A 25,212-nucleotide genomic window follows, 5' to 3' on the forward strand; every position below is an offset into this window, starting at 1 on the left:
AGCCGACGTCGAGGACCGGGGTGCGGCCATCCGGCCGCCCGCCGTCCGGCCCCCTCCGGTCGGCCCGGTTCGTCCGGGAGATCCCACCGGGTACGACGTCGCCCATGACGATCGCCGCGATCCACCGCTATCCGGTCAAATCGATGCAGGGCGAGGCGCTGCAGCGCGCCACCCTCGACGAACGCGGTGTGGTCGGCGACCGCGCCTACGCGCTGCTCGACGTCGAGACGGGCATCGTCGCGAGCGCGAAGGTCCCGAAGCGCTGGGACCAGCTGCTGCGGTTCTCCGCCGCCTTCACCGCGGAGCCGACGGCGGAGGAGCCGGCGCCGCCCGTCGTCATCACCTTCCCGGACGGCTCGACCCGCCGCAGCGACGACCCGGACGTCAACCGGGCCCTGTCCGGCGTCCTCGGCCGCGAGGTCTCGCTGATCACGACCCCGCCCGAGGGCGCAGGCTTCGAGGAGATCTGGCCCGAGATCGAGGACCTCGCGCCGCAGCACATCATCGACGCGACCACCGCGCGCCAGGAGGACACCGGCGAGGCCATCAGCCGGTTCGACGTCGCCGCCTTCGCCCCGCCCGGCCGCTTCTACGACCTCGCGGCGCTGCACGTCATCACGACGTCGACCCTCGCGCGCCTCGGCGAGCTCGCGCCGGACAGCCGCTTCGACCCGCGGCGCTACCGGCCGAACGTCGTGCTCGACGACACCGATCCGGGCTTCGTCGAGAACGACTGGGTCGGCCGGGAGATGTCGTTCGGCGACGCGGTGCGGGTGTCGTACACCTTCCAGACGATGCGGTGCGTCATGACGACCCTCGCGCAGGAGGACCTGCCCGAGGACCGCGACACGCTGCGCACGGTGGCGAAGCACAACCGCGTCGAGATCGAGAAGCGGGAGGTCGCGGGCCGCTGGGCGTGCGCCGGGATCTACGCCGACGTCACCGCGGGCGGGGAGCTCGCCGTGGGTGACCGGCATTCCTGACGACGGGTCCTACAGCTCCTGCTGCCCGGCCGCGGTCGTCAGGAGCCGGGCCACCTCCGCCTCGACGCGTTCCTTGTCGAGTCCGAGCCCGGTGAGCACGCCCGTGCCGTCCTCGTCCTCGAGCAGGGCGAGCAGGAGGTGCTCGGTGCCCACGTAGTTGTGCCCCAGCCGGAGGGCCTGCCGGAAGGTCAGCTCGAGGACCTTCTTCGCGGCGGCGTCGAAGGGGATGAGGGCGGCCGGCTCCTCGACCGGCGCGGGCAGCGCGGCGGCGATCCGGCGGCGCAGCGCCTCGGGCGTCACCCCCTGCGCGGCGATCGCGCGGGCCCCGAGGCCGTCCGGCTGGCTGAGCAGGCCGAGCGTCAGGTGGCCGGGCGTGATCTCCGGGCTGCGGGCCGACCGGGCCTCTTCCTGCGAGGCCACCACGACCGACCGCGCCCGGGGCGTGAAGCGCTTGAACCCCTCCTCGGGGTCCAGGTCGTTCCCGGCCTTCGGGACGAAGCGCTTCTGCGCGGCCTGCTTCGTGACGCCCATGCTGGCGCCGATCTCGGTCCACGACGCTCCCGACCGGCGGGCCTGGTCGACGAAGTGGCCGATGAGGTGATCGGCCACCTCGCCCAGGTGCTCGGCGGCGAGGACGGCGTCGGAGAGCTGGTCGAGCGGCTGGTCGTGGACCGTGGTGATGCTGCGGATGAGGTCGTCGAGGCGGACCGGCGGTGAGGTCATGCGTCCACCATAGGTTGACGTTTCGGCCGTCGTCAACCTCAGGTGGACGACTGGCTCGTGTGCGGTCGCGGCACCGGGCAGGTGAGCGGGTAGCCGCGGCCCGCGTAGTCGAAGCCGTCGAGGGCGAGCTCGGTGCGCGCCGGGTCGACGGGGGAGGCGTAGTAGGCGCGGATCTCCGCGATCAGGCCGGACTCCTCGTCGAACACGTACCACTCGTCGCCGCGCAGGATCGTGCCCTCGGCGGTCTTGAAGTGGCTCCACTCGATCACGGCCTGCGCGCTGGTCGGGTCGGCGAGGAGGCGGTCGACGGTCCACGCCGAGCCCAGGGTCGCGACCCGGTGCGCCCAGTTCTCCGCGATCGTGCGCGCCCCGCGCCAGGCGCCGCCGTACATCCCGGGTGGGAAGTAGTGCACGGCGTCAGGGGTGAAGCAGGCGATCATCCCCTCGACGTCGGCGTCGTTGCAGCCGTCGAAGTAGCGCCGGATCAGGCCTGCCATGTGCTCCGCGGTGAGCATGGGTCGGAGCCTGGCGCCTCCCTGGCGATCGGACCAGGGCCGGGTTCGCCGGAGCGGGACGACCCGCCGGTCGGTTGTCCGACAACCTCAGTGGAGGAGCGGGGCCACGGCCGCCAGGGCGGACGTCGCCGGCTGGAGCGGGAGCGTCTGGGCCATCGCGGCGATCGACACGACCAGCTTGGCCAGCACGAGGGCCATGATGATGGGGATGGCGACGCGCCAGAAGATGATGACGAGGAAGAAGCCGAGGGCGAGGACGAGGACGAGCTGACCGGCAGGGATGCTGCTCATGGTGTTCCCCCGATATCGCGTTGTCTGATGTCTCTCAGCATGAGAAGACAGCAGTTGTCTGTCAACGCCCTTCTCCTGTCCGACATGTCTTGTGTGCCCGTGCTACGTTGAGGTGTCCGTCGTCCGACGTCGCTCGGCGGCACGACGGAGCCGCCGGAGTTCGCGAGGTCGGTATGAGTGCGGATGGTCAGGACGACAGGTCCGACGGTGAGCGCTGGTCCCTGCCCGACACGCGCAAGCCGATCCCGGACCTCGTCGCCGATCGCATCCTCGAGCTGGTGCGCGAGGGGATTCTCGCGCCCGGCGAGAAGCTGATCACCGAGCCGGAGCTCGCGCGGCGCTTCGGGGTGGCGCGGAGCTCGGTGCGCTCGGGTCTGCAGCGCCTCCAGGCCCAGGGCGTGGTGGAGGTCAACCGCGGCCGTGGCTGGTTCGTGTCCGCGACGCCCTCCCGCACGACCGCCGAGGTCATGCAGGAGCGCATGGCGGCGCGGGAGTTCGACGTCCGTGACGTCATGGAGGTCCGGATCGCCCTCGAGGGTGCGGCGGCGGGACTCGCGGCCGCGCGGGCGTCAGCCGGCCAGCGCGACGACATCGTGAAGCTCAGCAGGATCGACCAGGCCGCGGACCCCGGTGACAGTGCGGCCATGCTCAAGGCCGACGAGGAGTTCCACGGTGCGATCGTGGAGGCCTCGGGGAACGAGTACCTGAAGAGCCTCTACGGCATGCTCACTCCGCTGGTCGCCGAGTGGCGTGAGCACAGCTTCACCAGTGCCGAGGTGCACGACCGTTCCGCCCTCGACCACGTCCAGGTGGCGGTCCAGATCCGCCGGGGGGACGAGATCGGCGCCCGGATGGCCATGGCGACCCACCTCCTCGGGCTCTACTCCGGCATCCGACGCCAGGTCGACGTGGCGTCCGAGAAGCGCGCGCCGGCAACCGTGTCGACCTACATCGAGATCCGGGACAGCCCGATGTTCGAGGACCCGCCCGACGGTTCCTGACCATCCGACCCGTCACAGTGGTTGTCTCACGCCACGATCGCCACACAAGATGTGGGAGTGAACGGGGGGAACGTTCGGCGCAGCGACCTCGGTCGTCTGCCACTCGGACGCTGGGCTGCGGGCGGCGCGCTGGTCGCGCTCGCCGGTCTTCTCGTCGTCGTGCTGACGTCGACGGACAAGTCGTTCCTGCTCGGCGGCATCCTCGTGCTCGTCGGATCCCTGGCCGTCGCGGCGGTCGTCGTGATCGCGGTCGTGCGACGAGAACTCCTCGGACACGTGGAGTACGTCAACGAGGTCGTCGAGCGCGGTGTCGTCGAGGTCCTCCCGCCGGGCCGCGTGGCCGAGCGGCTCCTGGATCGTGTCTACGGCCCGTCGCCGTACAACCAGGCTCTCCTGACCGCCCTGCTCGGCGGAGAGGGTCGAGCAGGCGACGGCGGCGATCTCACCATCAGCGAGCACACCGAGATCGACTACAGGCTGACGAGGTTGGATGAGGCCAATTACCACCTCGTGATGGAAACCAAGTACACGTTCCGCAAGCGCGTTCCCACGCGCAATCTCGTCATTTTCGCGACCTCGGACGAGACGCTGCGGGACATGATCGTCAAGGGGTGCCGATTTCCCCTCTTCGAGATGTGGTTCGTGCGGGAGGACGAGACGAAGTCCCTGTTCGAGGACTCGGTCGAGAGTCTGCGCGATTCTGTGCTCGTGGGCGTCGAACATGCGGATGGTGCCGGGAGAACCGAGGTCGTCGAGGCGCGACATCCCGGAAAGCATCTACGCGAGGTCAGGGTGAGGGACTGGGGTGGCTACCTGGCCTTCTTCGGCGCCGGTGGAGCTTTCGATCAAGCGCTCTGGATGGACCGGCTCCGCATCTTCGAGATCGATCTCCACGGCTTGGCTCGACGCCCGGCCGACGTGGGTGCCATCCAGCGTCTGACCCTGTGTTCGACGACGCTCCAGCACATCGACGACGGCTTCTGCTGGTGGCAGGCTCCGTACCCCTGCTTCGTCGAGCGCATGAGCTTCGATACGAGGGGCTTCGATCTACCGGGTGGGGAGGAGCTACGTTTCAACGTCAAGCCGTTCGCCACGGAGGTGCGGAGCGCGCCGGCGCCGTGGTTCACCTCCGACGGAGTTGCCAGTGTTGATCTACAGGCCTGGCTCGTCCCTGGTCACGGCATGACTCTCTTCTGGCGACCGACTCGCCGTACGTGAGAGTCAGAGCCCTCCGCCTGGCGCACGAGTAACGCTATTGTCGTCGATGCTCGGGACGGGCGTCGACACGGAGGGGTACGGAGAGAGTCCACCGCCGGGGCAGTTCGTCGCCGGGAATCCATCGCGGTCGCGGTCGCGGACGGCGGGATGTGCGCTATAGTTGTTCGCATACACGGAGGGCACTTGGTTGCCGCCTCCCAGCACCGTCGGCATGACGCGCCGCGAGCCGCGTCCCTGCGAAATCTCCACTTTCTAGAGCCCCCTGTTTCAGCATCGCTACGTGCCTCGGCGCACGAGGCTGCACGTGTGCACTATTTGATCGTTCTCAGCGGCGATGTCTTCGGTTGTGGAAAGTACTCGAGTGCACTGCCCCGATAGGGACCGTAGGAACTCGTGTTGGTGACGCCGTGGTCGGGAGGTCGCCCAATCGTGTGGCGTCGACCCTGGGATTCGTCCGTTATGCCGCGATCACGGCACGGCGGCCCGAATCTTGCTGCGCAACGTACCGCTCGGCGTCCGTGCGCTTCCGCCGGGTCTCCAAGGACACGCCGACGCGAGAGGGTTGCGCTTCGGAGGAGAGCCGGTCCTGTCAGCTGTCGGGCGAATGACTGCTCCCTGCCAGTGGAGGGAACGAGTACCTCGGCCACCGTTCGCTACGACGATGCTCCGGCCGGTACCGCGCGAGGTCGGGTCGCCGCCGGTTCTCGTACCTAACGTGCAGCAAGGTCGCGGGCCCGCTCCAGGGCCTCGGTGGTCCCCTCCACCGCGCGGCGCGCGACCGCTCCCTCGAGGAGCAGGAACAGGTAGTCCACTCGGTCGGGGTCGCCGGTGAGGCGTTCGAGTTCGTCGCGAACGGACTGCTTGTGCTTGCGGATGACGGCGAAGCCGGGGTGATCGCGGGGAAGCTCCGCCGCGGCGCGTTGGAATCCGCAGCCGAGCTCCGTGTCGAACTGGGAGTGCGCCAGGTACGTGTCGAAGACCGTGTCGATCTCCGGATTCGTGGCGAGGCGCTCCTGCAGCTCGGCCCACCACTGGTCGTGGCGACGCTGCAGGTAGGCAGTGATCAGGGCGGCTTTCGAGCCGAAGCAGTCGTACAGCGTCTTCTTCGTGACGCCGGCGGCCTCGGCGATGCCCGCGACGCCCACGGCGGTGATCCCGTGGGCGTAGAAGAGTGCCGAGGCGTGCTCGAGGATGCGCTGCCCGGCGGGTGTGGTCACGGCTTGACGGTATACCGACCGGTGGGGCACCGTCTCGGCTAAACCGTTCGGTATAGCTGGAGGTGGGCATGATCCGGGCCATGACGTTCGACGTCGTCGGGACGTTGATCGACTTCGAGACGGGGATCCTGCGGTGCGTGCGTGAGTTCTCCGCCCTTCCCGACGACGGTGCGGTGCTGGCGGCGTTCGGCGCGGCCGAGGCCGTCCAGCAGCAGCGCACGCCCGAGCTGCCGTTCCCCGCGATGCTCGACCCGATCTCGACGCGCCTCGCCGTCGACCTCGACATCCCTGAGCTGGGGGAGGTGCCGTCGCCCCTCCGGCAGTCGCTCGGGTCGTGGCCGGCGTTCCCGGACGTGGCGGAGGTACTGGCTCGGTGGCGGGACCGGTTCGTCCTGGTCGCGCTGACGAACGCGGACCGCGCGGCGGTCGAGGCGTGGGGGCCGGCGCTCGGGCACCCGTTCCACGACGTCGTGACGGTGGACGAGGTCGGCGTGAACAAGCCGGACCCGCGGATGTTCGAGGCGGCTCTGGCCAAGCTCGCGGCCGTCGGGATCCAGCGGGACGAGGTGCTCCACGTGGCGCAGAGTCAGTACCACGACATCGGCGCCGCACACGCCCTCGGCCTGCGGACCTGCTGGATCGAGCGCCGGCACGGACAGGTCGGCGCGGGCGCGACCCCGACGGCGTCGGTCGTCACCCGACCCGACCTGCACGTCCACTCGCTCGCCGAGCTAGAGGGCGCGGACCTGGTCCAGGACCGTCGGGCGGCGGGGTAACGGGATCGCCGGCGGCGGGTCCGGCTCCTCCACCCACGACCGCACGTGCTGCTGGTCCACGGTGCCGTGCTGCGCCATCGCGATCCACGGCGCTGCGAGCCACCCGACCGCTGCGACGACGGCGGTGCCCAGCACCACCGTCGCCGCGCGGTGTGGCCCCGGCGCCCGACCGCCCCCTCCCCCCGGCGGGGCGGTGCGTCGGCGCGGGCGGCTCACGCGTCCGATCACACCGGTCCCGCCTTTCGTGGGGCTTTCACGCCGAAAGGTCGGTCCCGGTCTGCCAGGGGCGGTTGTGTCTGGGTTGTCGGGTGGGGTCGAGCCACTGGGGTGGGGTGAACCAGGGCAGGTGGTCGAGCATGTGGACCTGCCAGCCGCCGTGGTGGACGAGGTCGTGGTGGTATCGGCAGAGGCAGACGAGGTTGTCGGGTTCGGTGTGGCCGCCGTGGGCCCAGTGGATGATGTGGTGGATTTCGGAGTGCCGGGCTTTCTTGGCGCAGCCGGGGAAGGCGCAGTGCCGGTCGCGTCGGACGACGGCGCGGCCGGTGGCGGTGGGGATGGCCCTGGTTTTGCGGCCGACGTCGAGGACCTCGCCTTTGGAGCCGAGGACCATGGGGATGAGGTCGGCGTCGCACGCCAACCGTCGCGCGGTCTCGGGGCGGATCCAGGTGGAGTCCCCGAGCAGTGCCAGCGCTGTGCTGGTGTCGCCGAGTTGTTGGCGCAGCGTCTCGTAGTCGAGTGTGACGGTGAGGGTGACCCGTTCGCGGCCGGGTAGGGCCATGGCGTCGAAGTCCGGGGGTGTCCACGGGCGACGCGGCGGCGGCTCGGCCTCCCGCTCGGGATCAGCGTCAGCGTCGGGACCGGGGTCTGGTGGTCCGGGGCCGAACAGCGGAGGCTCGGGCTCCGGCTCGGCCGCATCGCCGGGACCGGTGCCGGCGGCACCGGTTCCGGCGTGGTTCCCGGGGTCGGCCCCGTGCTCGTCGGTCCCGTGCTCGTCGGGCCGCTGCTCGCCGGCGGCATCCGCCCCGGGTTCTCCGGCATCCCGGGAACCGGTGCCATTGGCATCGGTTCCGGCATGGCCCCCGGGGCCAGTCCCGTGCTCACCAGCCTCGGCCGGATCGGCAGGGTCGGCCTCGTCGGCCGACTCGGCCGGGTCGGCCTCGTCGTCAGGGTGAGCGGGGACGGTGTCCTCGGCCGGGTCGGTGGGGTCGGGGGGCCAGGCGGTGGTGTCGAAGTCACGGTCGAGGTCGGGGAACGGCACCGCACCCGGGTGCTCGGGCTCGTTCAGCCCGGCGTGATGGCTGGCGGCGATCAGGTCCAGTAGCCCGGAGGCTTGGCGGGACGGCTTGGAGCGGTCGGCCTCGTCGCGCGGGTCCTGCCCCCGCGCCCCGTCGTCGGACACCGGCGCCGCGCCGGTCTCCGGGTCGGCGACCACCGACGAGGCGGGGGCGGGGGTGGCGGCCCGGATGGCGTCCTCGAACAACGCCGCCGCCGTCGACTCCCGCAGGATCAGCTTGGCGTGCAGGTCCCCGTTGCGCCGCTTCGTGTAGTGCAACTCGTTCCCGGCGGCGTTGTCGTCCTTCGGGGCGGCGCCGTCGGGGTCGAGCCGGTCCGCGATCGCCCGCGCCGCCGACGCCAACCCCTTCGGCGACAACGTCGCCGCCAACCCAGCCAGCTGCTCCTCGGCGACCGCGCGCACCGAGTCTTCGAGGTCGGGGACCTTGCCGAGACGTTCCATCGTCTTGCGGATGATCTCGACGTGGTGCTCGTCCACCAACCCGTCATCCACCACCCCCGCGGTGGCAGGCAGATCGGCGGGAGTGGTGGCACCGGTCGGAATGACCGACTCGGACAGCGCGTCCGCCTGCCGCTCCAAGTAGGTGACGGTCTTCGGGTCGAGCCGCAGGTGGTCCTCGAGCAGCCGGCTCATCCGCCGGTAGCCGGTCTCGGCCAGCACCTCGGAACGGCGCAGCGCCCGTAGCGACCGATAGACCCGCGCTCCGGCCAGGCGTTGCGCACGCACCGCGGCAGCCGCCTCGGCCAACAGACCGGCGGACTCGGGCGACAGGCCGTCGTCGCCCGACTGCTCCGCGTCGGAGGACACCCCGGGCACCGCCCACCCGGGCTCAGCGGCCGGGGCAGCGGGTTCCTCGTGCTCGTACTCAGCCCACGGGAACACCGCGTCCCGCAGGACGGCGACGTTCTCGGCCTCCCAGCGGGCGACGTCCTCCGCCGAGGGCGGCACCCACGCCGGCTCCTCCGGTTCCCACGGCGGCGGCGTAGGCAGCGGCGACCCCGCCTCGGGGTCCCACCCTGCCTCGATCGCCATACCCCTATGATCGAACACCAGTTCGAGAAGATCCAGTACCCATCCGGAGCAATCACGCCCCGTGACCTCCGTCACCCGATCGGTGCGTAGCTCTCCGGTGACGACCAGTAGTTCTTCAACTTTCTCCGAGTTCCGGCGTCACGGAGTCACTGCATCAGCGTTCCTCCGGCGTGAGCTACCCCGAACGGGGCAGCGTGAACCTCCGAACGGTGGTTCCACACGGTTGCTGTCTGTCGGGGACCAGCGATCCAGCGCACGTCCGTGCACGCCCGTGCACGCCAGTTGGTGGATCGACTCCGACGGAGGTGAAGGATGTCCCCGCAGTCGCGGCTACGGGTCACCGTCATGGGGCTGAACTACGCCCCGGAACCCACGGGCATCGCCCCGTACACGGCCGGCCTCGCCCGGTTCCTGGCCGAGGCGGGCCACGACGTCCACGTCGTCACCGGCCTCCCGCACTACCCACGCTGGCAGGTCGAGCCGGGCTACACGGGCCGCCGGCTCGAGGAGCGTGACGGCGGCGTCCGCATCACCCGCGTCGCGCACCCCGTGCCGACGAACCCGGTCGGGCCCGGTCGCGTCGCGATGGAGGCGACCTTCGCCACCCGCGCCGCACGGGTCGTCGCCTCCGGGCCGCGCCCCGACGTCGTCGTCGTCGTCAGCCCCGCGCTGCTCACGGTCGCCGCCGCCGCGACGCTGCGCCGTCCGGGCCGGACCGCCGTCGGCGTCGTCCCGCAGGACCTCTACGGCCACGCCCTCGCCGAGACCGGCATCGGCTCCGGCCGTGCCGCCGCGGGAGCCGCCGCGCTCGAGCGCCGGCTGCTCGGTCGCGCCGACGGGGTCGTCGCCATCCACGGCCGGTTCCGCTCGTCGCTCGCCGCCATGGGGGTCGACGAGGAGCGCATCACGACGATCCGCAACTGGACCCACGTCCCGACCGTCACCCGGCGTCCCGCCGACATCGCCGCGGTCCGCCGCGAGCTCGGGTGGCGCGACGACGAGGTCATCGCCCTGCACGCGGGCAACATGGGCGCCAAGCAGGGTCTGGAGAACGTCGTCGAGGCCGCCCGCCAGGCGGACGCCGACGGGTGTCCGGTCCGGTTCGTCCTCCTCGGCCACGGCAGCCGCCGCGACCACCTGCGCGCCCTCGCGCGGGGCGTCCGCCGCGTCCAGTTCCTCGACCCGCTGCCCACCGAGCGCTTCACCGACGCCCTCGCCGCCGCCGACGTCCTCGTGCTCAACGAGCAGGCCGGGGTCGCCGAGATGTGCGTCCCCAGCAAGCTGACCTCCTACTTCGCCGCGGGGCGCCCGGTCGTCGCGGCCACCAACGCGCTCTCCGCCGCGAGCGCCGAGATCGCCGCCTCGCGCGCCGGCGTCGTCGTGGCCCCGGGTGCGCCGCGGGCCCTGCTCGACGCGATCGTCGACACCCGCCTGGAGCCGGGGGAGTCGGAGGCCATGGGTCTGCGTGGCCAGCTCTTCGCCCACGACGTGCTGCACGTCGACGCCGCCCGCGAGGCCTACGTCGCCTGGGTCGAGGGCCTCGCGGCCGCCCGCCGCCGCCCGGGTCACGAGCCGCGCCCGGCCGACACCGTCGACATCGGCGTCCTCGACAACGGGTCGCGACGCCTGCCGAACTCCTGGGTGGAACCGGCGTGAGGATCGCGCTCGTCCACAGCTACCACCACACCGAGGTGCCCTCCGGCGAGAACGTGGTGGTCGACGCCCAGGTGCAGGCGCTGCAGGACGCGGGCCACGAGGTCGTGGTCGTCGCCCAGCACAACGACCTCCGCCGGCAGCGTCGGACCTACCCGCTCGAGGCCGCCGCGACCGTCGCGACCGGGATCGGCCCCGACCCGACCGAGATGCTGCACCGCATCCGGCCGGACGTGGTCCACGTGCACAACCTCTTCCCGAACTTCGGCACCCGCTGGCTCGCCCGGTGGGAAGGGCCGCTGGTCGCGACGCTGCACAACTTCCGGCCGATCTGCCCCGCCGGCACCCTGCTGCGCGACGGCAAGCGGTGCACCGACTGCGTCCACACCCCGCGGGCCGCCGTGACCCACCGCTGCTTCCAGCACTCCCGGCTGGCCACCCTCCCGCTCGCGGTGGCCACCCGTGGCGGCGCCGTCAACCACCCGGTGATCAAGCGGGCCGACCGGCTGATCACCATCTCGCAACGCGCCGCCGACGAGTACCTCGCCGCCGGCGTGAGCCGGGACAAGGTCGTCGTCGTCCCGAACGCGGTGGCCGACGTCGAGCAGACGCCCGACCACACCGACCACGTGCACGACCCCCGGTGGCTGTTCGTCGGCCGGCTCTCCGCGGAGAAGGGCGTCGGTGCCCTGCTCGACGCGTGGCCCGCGCACCTGCCGATCGACGTCATCGGCACCGGTGACCAGCAGCAGGAGCTCGAGGCCCGCCACGCGGACCGGCCGAACGTCCGCTTCCTCGGCGGCACGGGCAACGGCCAGGTGCGCGCCCGGCTCGCCGGCTACACCGGCCTCGTCGTGCCGAGCCTCTGGGCGGAGGCCGGGCCGCCGTTGACCTACGTCGAGGCCCTGGCCTCCGGCGTGCCCGTCGTGGCCTACGCGGGCAACGGCGCGGCCGACGACGTCGCCCGGCACGGCACCGGCGTCGTCGTCCCCCCGGGCGACGCGCACGAGCTCGGCGTCGCCCTCAAGGACGTCCAGCGCGACCGCGCGGCCCTCGGCCGTCGGGCTCGCGCGACCTACGACCAGCACTTCTCCACCCGCGCCTGGGTCTCGACCCTCACCGACCTCTACCGGGAGACCAGCCATGGCTGAAGCCGGCGGCGGCACCTACGCCGCGATCCTGACCGACCTGCTCGACCGCGGCGTCCTCGGCCGCGACGACGCGATCCTCGTCCAGTTCGCCGGGGCGTTCGACGAGGACGTCACCGCGCGGGTGGGCCTGACGAACTGCACGTTCTCCAACCTCGCGCCCGACTCGCCGTCCTCGCGGCTGCGCCGGGCCACCGCGGGCGACGCCCACGCGATGCCCTACGCCGACGCGAGCTTCGACCACGTCATCGGGCACGCCGGGCTGCACCACTGCTCGCGGCCGCACCAGGCGCTGCACGAGATGTACCGGATCGCCCGCCAGACCGTGGTCGCGGTGGAGAACCAGGACTCGCCGCTCATGCGCCTCGCCTGCTCGCTCGGCCTCGCCGGGGTCTACGAGCACGACGCGGTCGCCGACGGTGGCGGCACCACGGGGGGTGTCGACGGCAGCGGCGTCCCGAACCACGTCTACCGCTGGACCCGCCACGAGGTCCGCAAGACGGTGGCCAGCTTCGACCCGGGCCGGGTCGTGCCGATCGAGTTCCACTCCCGCTGGCTGATCGGTTCCGACCGCGCCCTGACGCCGGGCGTGCGCTCGGCCATCGGCGGCCGGGACCGCGTGATCGGCCTGCTCAACGGCGGGCTCAACACCCTCGCCCGCAGCCAGGGCAACATCTTCGGCTTCACCGTCCGCAAGGACCTCGCGGTGGACCAGCCCTGGATCGGGGTCGCGGCATGATCACCCACCGCACCCTGCGCACCCTGGCCGCCGCGGCCGCCGTCGTCGCCCCGCGCCGACTGCGCCGCTTCGTCCACACCCGCCTGCTCGGCCACGAGCTGGCTCCCACCGCGTCGATCGGGCACTCGTTCGTCGACGTCGACCACCTCGTCATGGGCGAGGGCGCCCGGATCGGCCACCTGGTGGCCATCCGCGGCTGCGAGCGCGTGTCGATGGGCACCGGCGCCGTGATCCTCATGCTGGTCTGGGTCAACGCCGTCCGCCGCTCGACCGGCTACTTCGCCGGGCTCGAGGGTCGTCGTCCGGAACTCGTGCTGGGCGACCACGCGATGATCTCGGCGCTGCACTTCATCGACGCCTGCGACCTCGTCGAGCTCGGCGACTACGCGGCGATCGCGGGCTTCGGCTCGATCGTGCAGACCCACGCCGTGGACGTGGCGAACATGGTCCAGGACGCCCGGCCGATCCGGCTCGGCGACTACGCCATGGTCTCCACGCACTGCCTGCTGCTGCCCGGCGCCGTCGTGCCCGCCCGCAGCATCGTCGCCGCCGGCTCGACGGTGACGAAGGCGCTGCGCCTCGAGCACCAGGTCTACGCCGGGTCGCCGGCCCGCCCCGCGCGGGCGCTCGACCCGGACATGCCCTTCCTGCACCGCACCACGTCCGAGATCGCCTGACGATGCGCGGGGGGAGGGCGGTCGTCGGGATCGCGGACCAGCTCGTCAGCTCGGCGAGCAACTACCTCACCGCCTTCGTCGCGTCGGCGGTCCTGGCGCCGGAGGCGTTCGGGGCGTTCGTCGCGGCGTACGCGGTGGTGACGGTGCTCAGCGCGGCGGCCCGCGCGGTGATCGGGGAGCCGCTGCTCGCGCACCTCCCGACGGTGGACGCGGCGCGGCGCCCATCGCTGGGAGCCTCGGCCCTCGCGGCCGCGGCGGTGCTCGGCGCCGGCGGCCTCGCGGTGTGCGTGGTCGGCGGGCTCGCCTGGGACGGACCCGTCGGGGACGCCCTGCTCGCCCTCGCGGTGTGGGTGCCGGGTGCCCTGGTGGTCGACGCGGGCCGGTACGTCCTGCTCGCCCGCGCCGACACCCACCGGGCGCTCGTCGTCGACGTCGTCTGGCTGCTCGCCCAGGGCCTCGTCCTCGGTGTCTTCCTCACGACCGGCGGGGCGCTGTCGGTCGCGTCGGTCGCGGCCGCGTGGGGGATCGGAGCCCTGATCGCGCTCGGCGTGGTCGTGGCGGTGACGCCGGAGGCGCGCCGGGTCGGCCCGCCGGAGCGGTGGTTCGCGGAGTCCCGCTACCTCGCCGGCTGGTTCACGCTCACCTCGGTGCTCGGGCAGGCCCAGATCTACCTGGTGCTGCTCGTGGCGGGCGCGGTGCTCGTGGCCGACGACGTGGCGGGCCTGCGCGCCGTGCAGCTGCTGGTGTTCCAGCCGCCGGTGACGGTGCTGGCGGCGCTGCTGGTCCTCGCGACCCCGGTGATGGCGCGCCTCGCCGCCGCCGGGGACCGCACGGGTCTGCTCCGCGCCCGGCGGGTCGCCCTCGCCGGCGCCGGGGCACTCGCGGTGGTGCTGCTCGCCGCCATCCCGCTGCGGGACGTCCTGATGGGCGCGCTGTTCCCGCAGTACGTCGGCCACGCGGGGCTCGTCGTGCCGATCGTGCTGCAGACGGCGCTCGCCGCCCTCGCGGTGCCCTTCCTCGCCCAGATCCGCGGGGAGCGCCGCGCACGCTCCCTGTTCGGGCTCCAGGTGGTCACGGCCGCCGGGATGCTCGCCGGTGCCGGAGCCGGCCTCGTCGTCGGGGGCGCGGCCGGCTCCGGGGTCACGGGACTCGCGTGGGGGCTCACGGCCTCGTCGCTCGTCGCGCTGGGCGCCGCCGCGTTCGCGACGACGGGTCCGCGACCCGCACGCGTCGTCGGGACGGCCGAGGTGCCGGCGTGAACCGCACTCTGGTCCTCGGCGGCCTCGTCGCGCTCGTCGTCGCGGGCGCGCTGGTGCTCGACGCGACCCGCCTGGTCGGGGTGGACCTGACCGTGCCGGCGCTGGCGGCCGTCGTCGTGGTCGGCGTCGTCGTGGTGCTGCGCGGCGCGGGCGACGTCGGGGTCACGCTGCTCGCGTTCGCCGTCGCGACCGCCACCTGGAACGGCGTCTCGCTCGGCCTCCCGCTGGGCCACCTGTTCCTCGCGGCGGCGCTCGGGGTGCTCGCCCTGCTCGCGATCGGCTCCGGCGCCCGGCTCGCGGTGCCCGCGTGGGTGTGGCCGCTCCCGACGGCGTTGCTGCTGGTGGTGGCGTGCTCGGTGCTGTTCCCGATCGACCGCGGCTACCTCAGCGCCCGCTTCGGCGTGCCGATCGACGCGGCCACCGCGGCCGCCATCCCGAGCCCCGGCATCGCCAACCTGCTCAACGGGGTCCGCTGGATCGTCCCGGCGCTCGCGCTGCCGCTCGCGGTCTGCCTCGCCGTCGCGGGGCGGGAACCCGGCGTCCGGACGCGGCTCGTCCGGACCCTCACCGCCGCGTGGGTGCTCGGGGCGGCCGTGAACGCGGCCGTCGCCCTCGCCGACGAGACCGGGCTGACCGCGATCAGCGCGCACTTCATCAGCGTCGACGTCGGCGGCCGGCAGGCGGGGCTGACCGCGCAGCCCAACCACCTGGCCCTCTCGGTCGGCCTCGCCGCGCCGGTGGCCGTCTGGTTCCTGCTCTCCACCCGCGGCCGGGAGCGCCTGCTCTGGGCGGGCGCGACCGCGGTGATGGGCGGCGGGCTGTTCGTCTCGGGGTCCCGCGGCGGGCTGGTCGTCGCCCTCGGGGCCGTCGGGGTCGCCCTGCTCGTCGACCGCCTCGGCCGCCGTCTGCTGCTGCCCCTCGCGGGGGCCGCGGTCGGCGCGGGCACGCTCCTCGTGGCCTTCTTCCCGACGATGCTCGACCGGCTCGGGCGAGAGCTGCGGCTCACCGGCGCGGAGAGCGCCGCGGAGTCCGACGCCATCCGAGCCCGCATCCACGCCCAGGCCCTGCTCGACATCGAGCACTCGCCGCTGCGCGGCATCGGGCTGCACGTGATGACCGAGGGCCACAGCATCTACCTGCAGCTCGGCGCGTCCGGCGGGGCGCTGCTGTTCCTCGGCTTCGTGGCCACCGCCGTCGGCGCGCTCGCCGACGGCGGCGCGATCGCCCGGGCCGGCGGCCCGGCCGCCGGGCTCGCCCGGGCCCTGGTCGTCGCCTTCGGCGCCTGGCTGGTGGTCGGCGTCGTCGAGAACCAGATCGCCGACCTCTACCTCTACGTCCCCCTCGCCCTGCTGGCCGGGCTCGCCGTGACCGTCGGCGCCCGGCCCGCGACCCCCGCCCCGACCCTCGTGCGCTCCCCGGGAGAACCGTCATGACCTTCGTCGCCCTGCTCACCGCGATCCGCCGCCGCTGGCTGCTGCTGGTCGCCGGCCTCGCCGTCGGGCTGGCCGTCGCCGCCGGGGTCACCGCGTTCCTGCCGCGGACCTACGCCGGCACCGCGAGCCTCTACGTCTCCGCGGTCGACGACACGAGCGCGCAGAACGCCTACCAGGGCGTCCTGCTCTCCCAGCAGCGCGTGAAGTCCTACACCGAGATCCTCACCTCGGAGCGGGTGCTGCGCCCGGTCATGGACGCCGCCGGCATCCCCGGCAGCACGGCCGACTTCGCCGACCACGTCGCGGTCACCACCGACACCGACTCGACGGTCATGAAGGTGACCGTCACCGAGGACTCGGCGCCGCTCGCGGCCGACCTCGCCAACGCGGTCGCCGCCCGGTTCGCCCAGGTCGTCGGCCAGCTCGAGCGACCGGCCGGCGCCGGGGAGGCGCCCGCGGTCACCGTGGCCACCGTGGACGCCGCCGTCGCCGATCCGACGGCCGTGTCGCCGCGCTGGTCGGTCAACCTCGTCGTCGGCGCCGTGGTCGGGCTGCTGCTCGGCATCGCCGCCGCCGTGACCGCCGCCGCCACCGACCGCTCCCTGCGCCGCCCGACCGAGCTGGCGGGCCTCGCCGGGGCGCCGTCGCTGGGCAGCCTCCCGACCGTGCGGGGCGCCTTCGTCCCGGACGCCGAGGGGGGCTACGCGGAGGGCGTGCGGCGGGTCCGCACGAACCTGGCGTTCGCGGACGTCGACCGGGCGGTCCGGGTGATCACGGTGACGAGCGCGGTCGCGGGGGAGGGGCGTACCAGCCTGGTGCAGGCCCTCGCGCACGCCTTCGCGACGACGGGTCGGGTCGCCGTGGTCGAGGGCGACCTGCGCACGCCGGTCCTGCGCGAGCGGCTCGGGCTCCGCGGCCACCTCGGGCTCACCGACGTGCTGCGCGGGCGCTGCGCCCTGGGGTCGGCGCTGCAGCACCATGCCGGCGTGGACGTGCTGATCAGCGGCGAGGTGCCGACCGACCCGTCCGGCCTGCTCACCTCCCGCGCGCTCGGCACGGTGCTCGAGCAGCTCCGCGCCACGCACGACGTCGTCCTCGTCGACGCGCCGCCGCTCGGGCCGGTCGCCGACGCGGCCGTGCTCGCCGCCGGCTCGGACGGCGCGGTGCTGCTCTGCCGGGCCGGCACGACCCCCGCCGAGGCCGTCACGGCCGCGGCCGAGGCCCTGCAGGCGGTCGGCGCCCGGATCGTCGGGACGGTGCTGACCGGGGACGGCGAGGCGCGGAGCGTGCCCACCGCGGCCCCGTCGGAGGTGGACGGCTGGGGCGGACCGACCTCGATCCTCGACGGCCCCGCCCCGCGGCGCAGCGCCCTGGTCGGCCTGGAGCCCCGCCCGACGGCGTCGGTCGCGAGCTTCGAGCTCTTCTCCGCCCGCCGGTCGGGCGGCGGCGCGCACCGGGCCGCGCGGTGAGCCTCTCCCGGCGCGGCGTCCTCGGGCTGGGCGGCGCGGCCCTGCTCGGGGTGCTCGCCGGGTGCGGCTCCGGAGCGGTGGTGCCGACGGCCGGGACGGTCCCGGACGTCCCGCTGCTGCGCCACACCCGGTGGACCGGCCGTCCCGACGGGCCGCTCCCCGCGGTGGGCGACGAGGGCGTGCCGTTCACGACGCTGCTCTCGAACTCGACCGTGCCGCCCTCGCTGCGGGGCGGGGTGCTCGTGGGCAACCTGCCGCCGGCGGCGTCGGCGGCGTACCTGACGCAGCCGGTCGGCGCGCCGGTCCGCCGGATCGGGGCGCGGATCGCCTTCGGCCCGGGCAGCACCTCGGGCTCCGCGGCGCTCGTGGCCTGGAACGGCGCCCCGAGCGTCGACCAGGTGCAGGGCCACCTGCACATGGTGTTCACCCCGGACCGCTGGATCGCGGGGGTCCTCGCCGGCGGGAAGGTTGAGGAGATCGCCCGCGCGGACTACGGGCTCGCGCTGCCCCAGAACGGCACCCCGCGCCCGGTCGACGTGGTCACCGTCGGCGACACGGTGACCCTCCGACTGCCCGACGGCACGACGACCACGGTCCGCGACCCCCGGTTCGGCACCGGCAGCGGCACCGTCGCGGTGTGGGAGTTCTACCGGGACGCCGACGACTCGGCGGACGTCACGTTCGCGGAGACGTGGGCCGGCTGACGGGCTGGTCCACGCGCGAGCCGTGCACGGTCACGGTCAGATCGGCCGGGCCGGGCGCGTCGAGCACGACGTGGTCGTAGCGCTCGAGCAGCGGGGCGAGCACGGCGGCCACGTCGTCGTCGGCCAGGGGCGGACCGGTGCGCCCGGTCGGCAGCACGTCGAGGCCGCCGCGCGCCCACGGCCGGATCGCCCGGTCGGTCACCGCCGTCCCGGCGATCACCTCGCGGACACCGGGTGAGGGGTCGGCGACCCGGCGCACCCGCGACGACGGCGAACGTGGCCCGGCCTCCACGAGCAGCACCCGGGCGCCGTCGGCGGCGAGCGCGGTGGCGATCTCGACGGCCGCCGACACCGGGGAGCGCTCGACGGTGTCGACCACGGCGATCACCCGGCCCGTGCACACCGACCCGGCCACCTCGCGGACCGCCGCCCGCCGCCGGGCGTGGCGACGACCGGTTCCCGGTGTGAGCACCACCGGGTCGCGCGCGGACCGCGGCAGCCGGTCCGACCGGTCGTCGGGACCACGGCGCAGCGCGACGAGGCCGGGCAGCAGCCCGAGCAGTGCCCCGGCGGCGAGGACGAGGCCGGGGTGCGGCTCCGGTCCGGTCGGGCGCGGCTCGGCCGCCGCGATCACGACGGCGGGTCGGTTGGCCGGGCGGCCGGCGGCGGTGGCCTGCATGAGCCGACGGGACGCGGCCGTGGCGAGGGCGCGGGCGACGACCGCGGCCTCCTCGGCGGACGCGGCACGGGCGCGGACGGCGAGCGTGGCGCCGACGAGCTCGACCGACGTGCTCGCGGCGAGCTCGGCGGGGGAGGGGACGCCGCCGAGCAGCGCGGACGCGTCGGCGCGCACGTCGGGGCCGATGTCGGGGGCGGGCAGGGGCGGGGCGTCGGGTGCGACCGCCACCGCGGCGTCGAGCGCGACCGCGTGTGCCGGCGGGTCGACGTGCAGGACGAGGGCCGCGGCGGCGAGCCCGAGGAGCGTCGTCGCGAGCACGACCCGGCCGCCCCGCACGCCCATCACCCGATCGTGTCAGGTGCCCGGCCGGGCCGGAAGATCAGCGGGTGCCGGTGAGGACCCGGACGGTGCGGCCGTGGCGGTCGTCGTGCACGGTCGCGTGGTCGCAGAAGCGGGTGAGGTGGGCGAAGCGCGGGTCGTCCGCGGCCTCCCCGGCGCCGCCCGGGACCCCGCGGCACTCGGCGACGACGGCCTCGGTGCTGACCCGGACGTCGAGGGTGTGCTCGCCGGGCGGGAGGTCGACCGGCCCGGGGACGAGGTCGACCCCGCACGCCAGCAGCATCGCCTCGTGCGCCGCGAGCACGGCGGCCTCGGCGCGCTCGCCGTCCAGTCCGGCCTCGCGCACCGCCGCCGCGAATCGCGCCCGCAGGTCGGCGAGCGCCGCCCCGTCGGGGACGGCCACCGTGTCCACCGACGGCCCGAGCACCGCGGCCGGCACCGGGCTCGTCGCCGCCGGTGGGCGGTGGTCGGGGGAGGTCACCGGGCCGTCCGGGGTGAGCAGCCACGGGTGGGTGCGGCGGGCGAGTTCGACCTGGGCCGGCGCGTACACGCAGAGCACCGACAGCTCTTGGTCGGCGAGCAGCAGGGTCAGCGTGTCCTCGGCGAGCGCGCGGTCGGGGGCGGGGAGGTCGGAGCAGCTCCGGCCGATCACCACGGCGCCGGGCGGGTGGTCGGCCAGTCGGTGCGCCAGCCCGAGCGGGTCGACGTCGACCGGGGCGGGCAGGTGCAGCGGGGCGTCGGGTCGGGTGTCGCGGAAGGCGCGGGCGCCGCGGCGGTCGAGCACGATCTCGGCGGGGGCGTGGGCGGCCAGGGCGGCGTCGAGCGCGGGCAGGCAGAGCCGGACGAGGTCCTCGGGGTCCTCGGCGACGACGGCCGCGTGCAGCAGCCCGGGCCCGCCCGACCTCACGCGGTCCCGCCCTCGTCCAGGACGATCGTGCCGGGGCGCTCGAGGGCGTCGAGCAGGCGACGCAGCAGCCGCGGTGGCTCGTGCAGCACGAGCCGTTGGCCCGGCGGCGCCGAGCGGGCCGCCAGGACCATCAGCTGGGCGCACGCGACGTCGACGAACCCGACCCCGGCGAGGTCCACGTGCAGGTCCGGGCTCGCGCCGGTGCCCTGGTCGGCGACCTCCCGCACCCGGCGCATCGCCCCGGTGAGCGCGCCGCCGAACCGCTGGGCCACGTAAGCGTCGAGGTCGCCGGAGACCCGCCAGCGCCCGCAGGACTCCCGGGCTCCCCACCCGACGTCGACCACGTCGCGGTGGTGGATGCCCAGCGAGTGCACGACGTGGACCTCGTTCTCCACGGCGGTGGTCAGCTGGCAGAGCACGTGCAGCGGGAAGTGGTCGGCGAGCTCGTCGTAGCCGCCCTCCTGCTGCGCGAAGACCGCGACCTCGTCGGCGTCGACCAGCGGGCGGCGCGAGGACTCCTGGGTCATCGCCACCGACGTCCAGCCCTCGTCGAGCGCGCGGTGCAGCTCCTCGGACTGCACCCGGTGCAGCCCCTCCGCCGTGCCGCCGACGACGTCGATCAGGCGCGGGAAGTCCATGAACTCCAGCTGCCCGGTCTCCAGGGCCCGCCGCGTCCGCACCGAGGCCTGCGGCCCGGCGATCCAGTGCTTCTCGATCCGCCCGTCGTCGCCCAGCCAGCCCTTGTAGAAGACCTTGGCCCCGAAGGCGAGCTCGCGGTCGAGCCAGGCGGCGGTGCCGACCCGCTGCGCGTGGTCGCTCTCGGCGACCTGCAGCAGGTGAGCGCGTGCCGGTCCCGCGTCCACCGTCATCGCGTGCGTGACTCCCGGTCGGTCCGTCCCCCGACGTCCGAGGCGCGGCCTGACGACCGCAGCCGTCGATCAGCATCACCCGCCATCCGCCGTCAGGGAGGACTTTCGGCGCATGTTCACCCGATACGCACAGGTCGTGACGCCGAGTGACTAGGGTCCTGCGGCATGCCGGTCCTCCTCGGTGACGCCTACCGCGACGCCCACGCCCGGGTCGACGCGCGGATGCGCTCGCTCGCCGCCCTCGACCCCGACGCCCTCGGCACCGCCGTGCCCGCCTGCCCCGGCTGGACGGTGCACTCCGTGGTCTCCCACCTCGCGGGGATCGCGGCGGACGCCCTCGGCGGGCGACTCACCGGCCCGCCCGACGACGAGTGGACCGCCGGCCAGGTCGACGCGCGGCTCGGCGTCCCGGTCGAGGACGTGCTCGCGGAGTGGGCGCCGCTGGTGGACCCGATGGTCGCGGGCCTCAACGACCGCGTGATCCCGCCGCCGGCGTGCGCCGACGTCCTCGTCCACGACGGCGACCTGGTCGAGGCCCTCGGCGACGACGTGCCGCCGGCCCAGGAGTGGGTCGGGGTCGCGGGGCTGCTGTGCGGCGGCCGCGTCAAGGGGCTCGACGTGCCGGGGACGCTGACCGTGCGGGTGGGGGAGAAGGAGTACTCCGGCGGCACCGGGGACGGTCCCGCCGCCACCCTGACGATCACGCCGTGGGAGTTCCTGCGCGGCGTGTTCAGCCGCCGCAGCCTCGATCAGATGCGCGCCTGGGACTGGGACGGCGACCCGGAGCCGTGGCTGGCGCCGCTGTGCGTGTTCGGCCCGCGGACCGACGACCAGCCGGTGGCTTCGCCGGGTGAGCACTGACGGTCGCTGGAGCGACCCTCACTGCTCACGGGCCGCAGGCACCTCGCCGCGGAACCGCTCGCGGTAGGCGTCCCAGTCGAACTCGGCGAGGAACGCCGCCGCGGCGTCGTAGCCGCGCCGGTAGAGGGCGTCGGTGCGGGCGCGGCTGATCCCGAAGTCGAGCAGGCCCACGGTGCCGGCGTCCACGTGGATGGTGCGGGCCGCGACCCAGGGCCGGTTCAGGTAGGCCTGGTCGCGGCCGACCACCATCGTCGTCAGGAGCTGCTCGAGCAGGCGCAGCGCGGTCGGCTGGGGCCAGCCGTCGAGCGGGAGGCGGAAGAGCGCCACCCGGTCCCCGAGACCGGGCCGGGTGGTGATCGTGACCCCGAAGGTCGGCCAGGCGGGGGCCGCGCCGTCGGTGCGGTCGAGCGAGTCGATCGGGAAGTTGGAGAGCAGCCCGCCGTCGACGAGGGTCGATCGGAGTCCGTCGGCGTGCACCAGCGTGGTCGGCCGGAACAGGAACGGGATCGACATCGACGCCCGCACCGCCTCCGCCACCGGTTGGGTGTCCGGGTCCAGCCCGTACACGCCGCGGTAGTCCCACGGCAGGCGCACGAGCTGGCCGAGCGTGAGGTCCGAGCAGGTCACGACGAGGCGGTAGCGCTGCTCGGGCGGCAGGGCCGGGTCGTCGAGCCGCAGGTCGCCCCACGTGTGCACCCCGAGCGCCGCGAGCTCGGTGGTGATCCACTCGAGCAGGTAGCCGCCCTCGTAGAGGCCCGCCCCGGTGAGCAGCGACAGGCCCGGCCCGACCAGCGGCAGCCGCCCGATCCCGTGGCGGTCGGCGACCGCACGGAAGTCCAGGCGCCGGGTGATCTCGCCCAGCCGGTCCCCGCGCGCGCCGGCCGCAGCGATCGCGCCGACGAGCGCCCCGGCGGAGGTCCCCGAGATGCGCTGCGGGGTGTACCCGGCGTCGGTCACCGCGGCGACCGCCCCGGCCAGGCCGATCCCCTTGACCCCACCGCCCTCGAGCACCAGATCCGCGCGCCGCACCCCGCCGATCATGCTCCGCGCGGCGGCGGGACGCTCACCTGCGCGCGCCGCAGTTCCCGCAGAAGGAGGACGACGCCGGGAACGGGGTGCCGCACAGCGCGCAGGCCGCCTCCGCGCCCGACGAGGGACCCCCCGACGGCGGGCGCTCCGACCAGGTCCGCTCGGGCTCCTGTGCGGCGTACCACTCCGGCGCCGCGGCGGACCCGGTCGCGGGCCCGGCCACCGCCGGGACCGCGGGGGCCGGGCCGAGGGCCTGCACCCGGTCGAGCAGGCGCCGCACGACGGGCAGCGGCCGGTCGCCGAAGTGGGCCCGGGCGTCGTCGGGCACCCACAGTGCACCGACGACGGCCGCCGCGACGGCGAGCCCGAGCAACGTCCACCGGTCGAGGGCGAGCAGCGCGGCGAGGCCGGCGAGCCCGGCGAGGACGGTCGCGGTGATGCGCGCGCCGCGCGCCGAGCGCGGCGGCGTGCGGGCGAGGGCCGCGAACACCCAGAACAGCACCGCGGCCAGGCCCGCGGAGAACACGGCGGCGACGAGGACGAAGCCGCCGATGACGCCGAGCAGCCCGCCGAGCGCGGCGCCGAACTCGGAGTCGGCACCCACCGAGGCACTGACCAGCCCCCCGGCCAGCGCGACCAGCCCGATGACGCCCAGCGCCACCGCCGCCAGGACCCACCCGACGGCGGCGCCCAGCGCGCCGGTGCGCACCAGCAGCACCGACACCGGGCCGCGCAGGGGCCGCCCGTACGGCCCGGTGAACCACGCCCGCGCGTCGGGGACCACCACGAGGACGACGGCCGCGCCCAGCGTCAGCAGGGCGGCCGCCGCGAGCGGGACCACGAGCAGCCCCGAGACGAGCGCGCACACCCCGAGCACCGCCCCGACGAGCGTGAACGCCCGCGCCGGGCGGCTGCCCAGGGCCAGGAACCCGGCGACGAGGCCCAACCACACGGTGCCCACCAGCGCGAGGCCGGGCGACGCGGTCCCGGCCGCGCTCGCGAGCACAGCCAGCTCGTCGGAGGACAGGGCGTCCGCGGCGGAGAGCGTGCCGATCAGCGTCGTCAGGCAGAGCACGGCCGCGAGCGCGAGGGCGCCGATCGCGGCCCACAGCAGCACCGGCATCGCCTGGGCGCGGCCGGGCGGCGGGCCGGCGGGGCGCGGGCCGGCGGTGTACGGGTCGGCGGGGTACGGCCCGCCGTGCTGGACGAGGGTGCCGCCCGGCGGGGGAGCCGCGGCAGGACCCGTCGTCGGGACCGGGGGAGAGGCCGCGGGCATGCCGCACGACCGGCACCATCCGCCCTGCACCGGCCCCCCGCCGCATTGCCGGCACTGCTCCATGGCACCCATGGCACCACAGAACGGACGGACCCGGCGGGAGGTGCGGCCGTCGGGCGCCGCACACTGGCCGATCATGGGACTCGCGGACGCGTGGTTCGCGCTGCTGCGCACGGCGGTGGCCGCCGGGGCGCGGGACCGGGTCCTCACGCTGCCCACCGCGGCGGGCCCGGTGCGGCTGCGGGTGGCGTCGGTGACGTTCGCGGGCGGCTCGCTGCTGCGCCCGGGGCGGGTCCGCGACGTGCAGGTGGAGGCGACGGACGTCGAGTGGTCGGGGGTGAGCGTGCCCCGGGTGCGGGTGCACGTGGCGACCGTCGACGTCCGGCTCTCCGGGGCGCTGGAGCCCGCGGGGGTGACGGTGACGGGCACGCTGCCGACGCCGACCGTGCAGGCCCTGCTCGATCGCGCCACGACCCCGGTGCTCGTCGGGCTCCGGGACGGCGTGCCGGTGCTGCGCTGGTCGCGCGCGCCCCGGGCGGTGGCGCTCGAGGTGCGTCCGGAGGTCGCCGAGGAGGGGCTCGTGCTGCGGGCGGCGGCGCTGCGCACCCGACGACGCCGGTGGCCGCTCCCCGCCCGCCTGCCCCCGCTGCCCGGGAGCGGGCTGACGGTGCCGGGCGGGTTCCGGCTCGAGGACGTCGAGCCGGTGGCGGACGGGGTCGCGGTTCGCCTGTTCCGCGCCTGAGGGGGTCAGGAGACCGACGGGCTCCCACCGCCATGATCATCGAGCACGTGCGGTGGCGCCGTACCCCTCTCCTCCACCGCAGGTGCTCGCTCGGCGCGACGGCGGGCCACCGCTCGGCACCGGGCCCGGTCAGGAGACGAGGAGCTCCTCGCGCTGCGGGGCACGCGGGGCGGGGATCGAGGCGGCGAGGACCAGGGTCTCCCGACGACGGGCCCGGCGGATCGCGTCCGCGCGGTCGGCCTCGGCGCGCACGGCGGCCCGGGCGCGGTCGTCGATCGTGCCGCGACGCGCCATCGAGACGAAGGGCGCGACGAGCCAGGCGCCTGCGGCGGCTCCGGCGGCGGCAGCGACGGTGGCGATCATGTGGTGTCCCCCGAC

At 74.6% G+C, this 25,212-nt stretch carries 25 protein-coding genes; 14 read left to right on the plus strand and 11 right to left on the minus strand.

The window, feature by feature from the left end:
• The first annotated feature begins 104 nt into the window (after positions 1-104).
• Complete coding sequence (locus ACQPYX_RS11590) at positions 105-983, plus strand: MOSC domain-containing protein (RefSeq protein ID WP_433803058.1); 879 nt, start codon at positions 105-107, stop codon at positions 981-983.
• A gap of 9 nt (positions 984-992) precedes the next feature.
• Here the strand turns inward: ACQPYX_RS11590 and ACQPYX_RS11595 are convergent, their stop codons facing one another.
• The 3 genes from ACQPYX_RS11595 to ACQPYX_RS11605 all read right to left on the minus strand — a co-directional run bounded on the left by ACQPYX_RS11595 (position 993) and on the right by ACQPYX_RS11605 (position 2,512).
• Entirely contained in the window at positions 993-1,706 is a 714-nt protein-coding gene (locus ACQPYX_RS11595) for a Clp protease N-terminal domain-containing protein (protein ID WP_433803059.1), read from the minus strand.
• 38 nt (positions 1,707-1,744) lie between these two features.
• The gene (locus ACQPYX_RS11600) at positions 1,745-2,221 is read right to left on the minus strand and encodes a nuclear transport factor 2 family protein (protein WP_433803060.1); all 477 of its coding nucleotides are present in this window, start codon (positions 2,219-2,221) and stop codon (positions 1,745-1,747) included.
• Positions 2,222-2,308: 87 nt separating this feature from the next.
• Complete coding sequence (locus ACQPYX_RS11605) at positions 2,309-2,512, minus strand: hypothetical protein (protein WP_433803061.1); 204 nt, start codon at positions 2,510-2,512, stop codon at positions 2,309-2,311.
• Positions 2,513-2,685: 173 nt separating this feature from the next.
• Here ACQPYX_RS11605 and ACQPYX_RS11610 point away from each other — a divergent pair, with 173 nt between their 5' ends.
• Both ACQPYX_RS11610 and ACQPYX_RS11615 read left to right on the plus strand, forming a co-directional pair.
• On the plus strand, positions 2,686-3,513 hold the full coding sequence (locus tag ACQPYX_RS11610) for a FadR/GntR family transcriptional regulator (RefSeq protein WP_433803062.1): 828 nt from the start codon (positions 2,686-2,688) through the stop codon (positions 3,511-3,513).
• A 57-nt stretch (positions 3,514-3,570) separates the two neighbouring features.
• Complete coding sequence (locus ACQPYX_RS11615) at positions 3,571-4,731, plus strand: hypothetical protein (RefSeq protein ID WP_433803063.1); 1,161 nt, start codon at positions 3,571-3,573, stop codon at positions 4,729-4,731.
• 710 nt (positions 4,732-5,441) lie between these two features.
• On the opposite strand, the gene ACQPYX_RS11620 is transcribed toward ACQPYX_RS11615, so the two are convergent.
• Positions 5,442-5,948 (minus strand): TetR/AcrR family transcriptional regulator, encoded by a 507-nt coding sequence (locus ACQPYX_RS11620; protein WP_433803064.1) that lies wholly within the window; start codon positions 5,946-5,948, stop codon positions 5,442-5,444.
• A gap of 80 nt (positions 5,949-6,028) precedes the next feature.
• On the opposite strand from ACQPYX_RS11620, the gene ACQPYX_RS11625 reads away from it, so the two are divergent.
• Positions 6,029-6,724: an HAD-IA family hydrolase gene (locus tag ACQPYX_RS11625; RefSeq protein WP_433803065.1), complete on the plus strand. Its 696-nt coding sequence runs from the start codon at positions 6,029-6,031 to the stop codon at positions 6,722-6,724.
• Between the two features lie 253 nt (positions 6,725-6,977).
• Here ACQPYX_RS11625 and ACQPYX_RS11630 read toward each other — a convergent pair whose 3' ends face one another.
• On the minus strand, positions 6,978-9,125 hold the full coding sequence (locus ACQPYX_RS11630; protein ID WP_433803066.1) for a DUF222 domain-containing protein: 2,148 nt from the start codon (positions 9,123-9,125) through the stop codon (positions 6,978-6,980).
• 237 nt (positions 9,126-9,362) lie between these two features.
• Here ACQPYX_RS11630 and ACQPYX_RS11635 point away from each other — a divergent pair, with 237 nt between their 5' ends.
• From ACQPYX_RS11635 to ACQPYX_RS11670, 8 genes are read left to right on the plus strand one after another with little or no spacing between them, the layout of a single operon-like run.
• On the plus strand, positions 9,363-10,706 hold the full coding sequence (locus tag ACQPYX_RS11635) for a WcaI family glycosyltransferase (RefSeq protein ID WP_433803067.1): 1,344 nt from the start codon (positions 9,363-9,365) through the stop codon (positions 10,704-10,706).
• On the plus strand, positions 10,703-11,854 hold the full coding sequence (locus ACQPYX_RS11640) for a glycosyltransferase family 4 protein (RefSeq protein ID WP_433803068.1): 1,152 nt from the start codon (positions 10,703-10,705) through the stop codon (positions 11,852-11,854). Before ACQPYX_RS11635 ends, ACQPYX_RS11640 begins: the two co-directional genes overlap by 4 nt.
• Positions 11,847-12,590 (plus strand): class I SAM-dependent methyltransferase, encoded by a 744-nt coding sequence (locus ACQPYX_RS11645; protein WP_433803069.1) that lies wholly within the window; start codon positions 11,847-11,849, stop codon positions 12,588-12,590. Before ACQPYX_RS11640 ends, ACQPYX_RS11645 begins: the two co-directional genes overlap by 8 nt.
• A complete protein-coding gene (locus ACQPYX_RS11650; RefSeq protein WP_433803070.1) occupies positions 12,587-13,267 on the plus strand; it encodes an acyltransferase in 681 nt (226 codons plus the stop codon). Before ACQPYX_RS11645 ends, ACQPYX_RS11650 begins: the two co-directional genes overlap by 4 nt.
• Positions 13,268-13,269: 2 nt before the next feature.
• A complete protein-coding gene (locus tag ACQPYX_RS11655) occupies positions 13,270-14,526 on the plus strand; it encodes a hypothetical protein (protein ID WP_433803071.1) in 1,257 nt (418 codons plus the stop codon).
• Entirely contained in the window at positions 14,523-15,959 is a 1,437-nt protein-coding gene (locus ACQPYX_RS11660; protein WP_433803072.1) for an O-antigen ligase family protein, read from the plus strand. Before ACQPYX_RS11655 ends, ACQPYX_RS11660 begins: the two co-directional genes overlap by 4 nt.
• Positions 15,956-17,428: a polysaccharide biosynthesis tyrosine autokinase gene (locus tag ACQPYX_RS11665; protein ID WP_433803073.1), complete on the plus strand. Its 1,473-nt coding sequence runs from the start codon at positions 15,956-15,958 to the stop codon at positions 17,426-17,428. Before ACQPYX_RS11660 ends, ACQPYX_RS11665 begins: the two co-directional genes overlap by 4 nt.
• Positions 17,425-18,132: a hypothetical protein gene (locus tag ACQPYX_RS11670; RefSeq protein WP_433803074.1), complete on the plus strand. Its 708-nt coding sequence runs from the start codon at positions 17,425-17,427 to the stop codon at positions 18,130-18,132. Before ACQPYX_RS11665 ends, ACQPYX_RS11670 begins: the two co-directional genes overlap by 4 nt.
• On the opposite strand, the gene ACQPYX_RS11675 is transcribed toward ACQPYX_RS11670, so the two are convergent.
• Genes ACQPYX_RS11675 through ACQPYX_RS11685 form a run of 3 tightly spaced genes read right to left on the minus strand, consistent with a single transcriptional unit; the run spans position 18,104 to position 20,926 of the window.
• Entirely contained in the window at positions 18,104-19,153 is a 1,050-nt protein-coding gene (locus ACQPYX_RS11675) for a hypothetical protein (RefSeq protein WP_433803075.1), read from the minus strand. The two genes, ACQPYX_RS11670 and ACQPYX_RS11675, sit on opposite strands and share 29 nt — an antisense overlap.
• Before the next feature lie 37 nt (positions 19,154-19,190).
• On the minus strand, positions 19,191-20,057 hold the full coding sequence (locus tag ACQPYX_RS11680) for a hypothetical protein (protein WP_433803076.1): 867 nt from the start codon (positions 20,055-20,057) through the stop codon (positions 19,191-19,193).
• The gene (locus tag ACQPYX_RS11685; protein ID WP_433803077.1) at positions 20,054-20,926 is read right to left on the minus strand and encodes an STAS domain-containing protein; all 873 of its coding nucleotides are present in this window, start codon (positions 20,924-20,926) and stop codon (positions 20,054-20,056) included. The genes ACQPYX_RS11680 and ACQPYX_RS11685 overlap by 4 nt, the downstream gene beginning before the upstream one ends.
• A 165-nt stretch (positions 20,927-21,091) precedes the next feature.
• Between ACQPYX_RS11685 and ACQPYX_RS11690 the strand changes: the two genes are divergently transcribed.
• Positions 21,092-21,787: a maleylpyruvate isomerase N-terminal domain-containing protein gene (locus ACQPYX_RS11690; RefSeq protein WP_433803078.1), complete on the plus strand. Its 696-nt coding sequence runs from the start codon at positions 21,092-21,094 to the stop codon at positions 21,785-21,787.
• An 18-nt stretch (positions 21,788-21,805) separates the two neighbouring features.
• Here the strand turns inward: ACQPYX_RS11690 and ACQPYX_RS11695 are convergent, their stop codons facing one another.
• Positions 21,806-22,816, minus strand: coding sequence for a patatin-like phospholipase family protein (locus ACQPYX_RS11695; protein WP_433803079.1), 1,011 nt, complete (start codon positions 22,814-22,816; stop codon positions 21,806-21,808).
• 34 nt (positions 22,817-22,850) lie between these two features.
• Positions 22,851-24,092 carry a hypothetical protein gene (locus ACQPYX_RS11700; protein WP_433803080.1) on the minus strand — a complete coding sequence of 414 codons (1,242 nt, stop codon included), beginning with the start codon at positions 24,090-24,092 and terminating at the stop codon, positions 22,851-22,853.
• 136 nt (positions 24,093-24,228) lie between these two features.
• On the opposite strand from ACQPYX_RS11700, the gene ACQPYX_RS11705 reads away from it, so the two are divergent.
• Positions 24,229-24,834 carry a hypothetical protein gene (locus ACQPYX_RS11705; RefSeq protein ID WP_433803081.1) on the plus strand — a complete coding sequence of 202 codons (606 nt, stop codon included), beginning with the start codon at positions 24,229-24,231 and terminating at the stop codon, positions 24,832-24,834.
• Positions 24,835-24,963: 129 nt separating this feature from the next.
• Here the strand turns inward: ACQPYX_RS11705 and ACQPYX_RS11710 are convergent, their stop codons facing one another.
• On the minus strand, positions 24,964-25,197 hold the full coding sequence (locus ACQPYX_RS11710; RefSeq protein ID WP_433803082.1) for a hypothetical protein: 234 nt from the start codon (positions 25,195-25,197) through the stop codon (positions 24,964-24,966).
• Between the last annotated feature and the right edge of the window lie 15 nt (positions 25,198-25,212).

Source organism: Actinomycetospora sp. CA-084318, from assembly GCF_050955885.1.
Taxonomy (GTDB): domain Bacteria; phylum Actinomycetota; class Actinomycetes; order Mycobacteriales; family Pseudonocardiaceae; genus Actinomycetospora.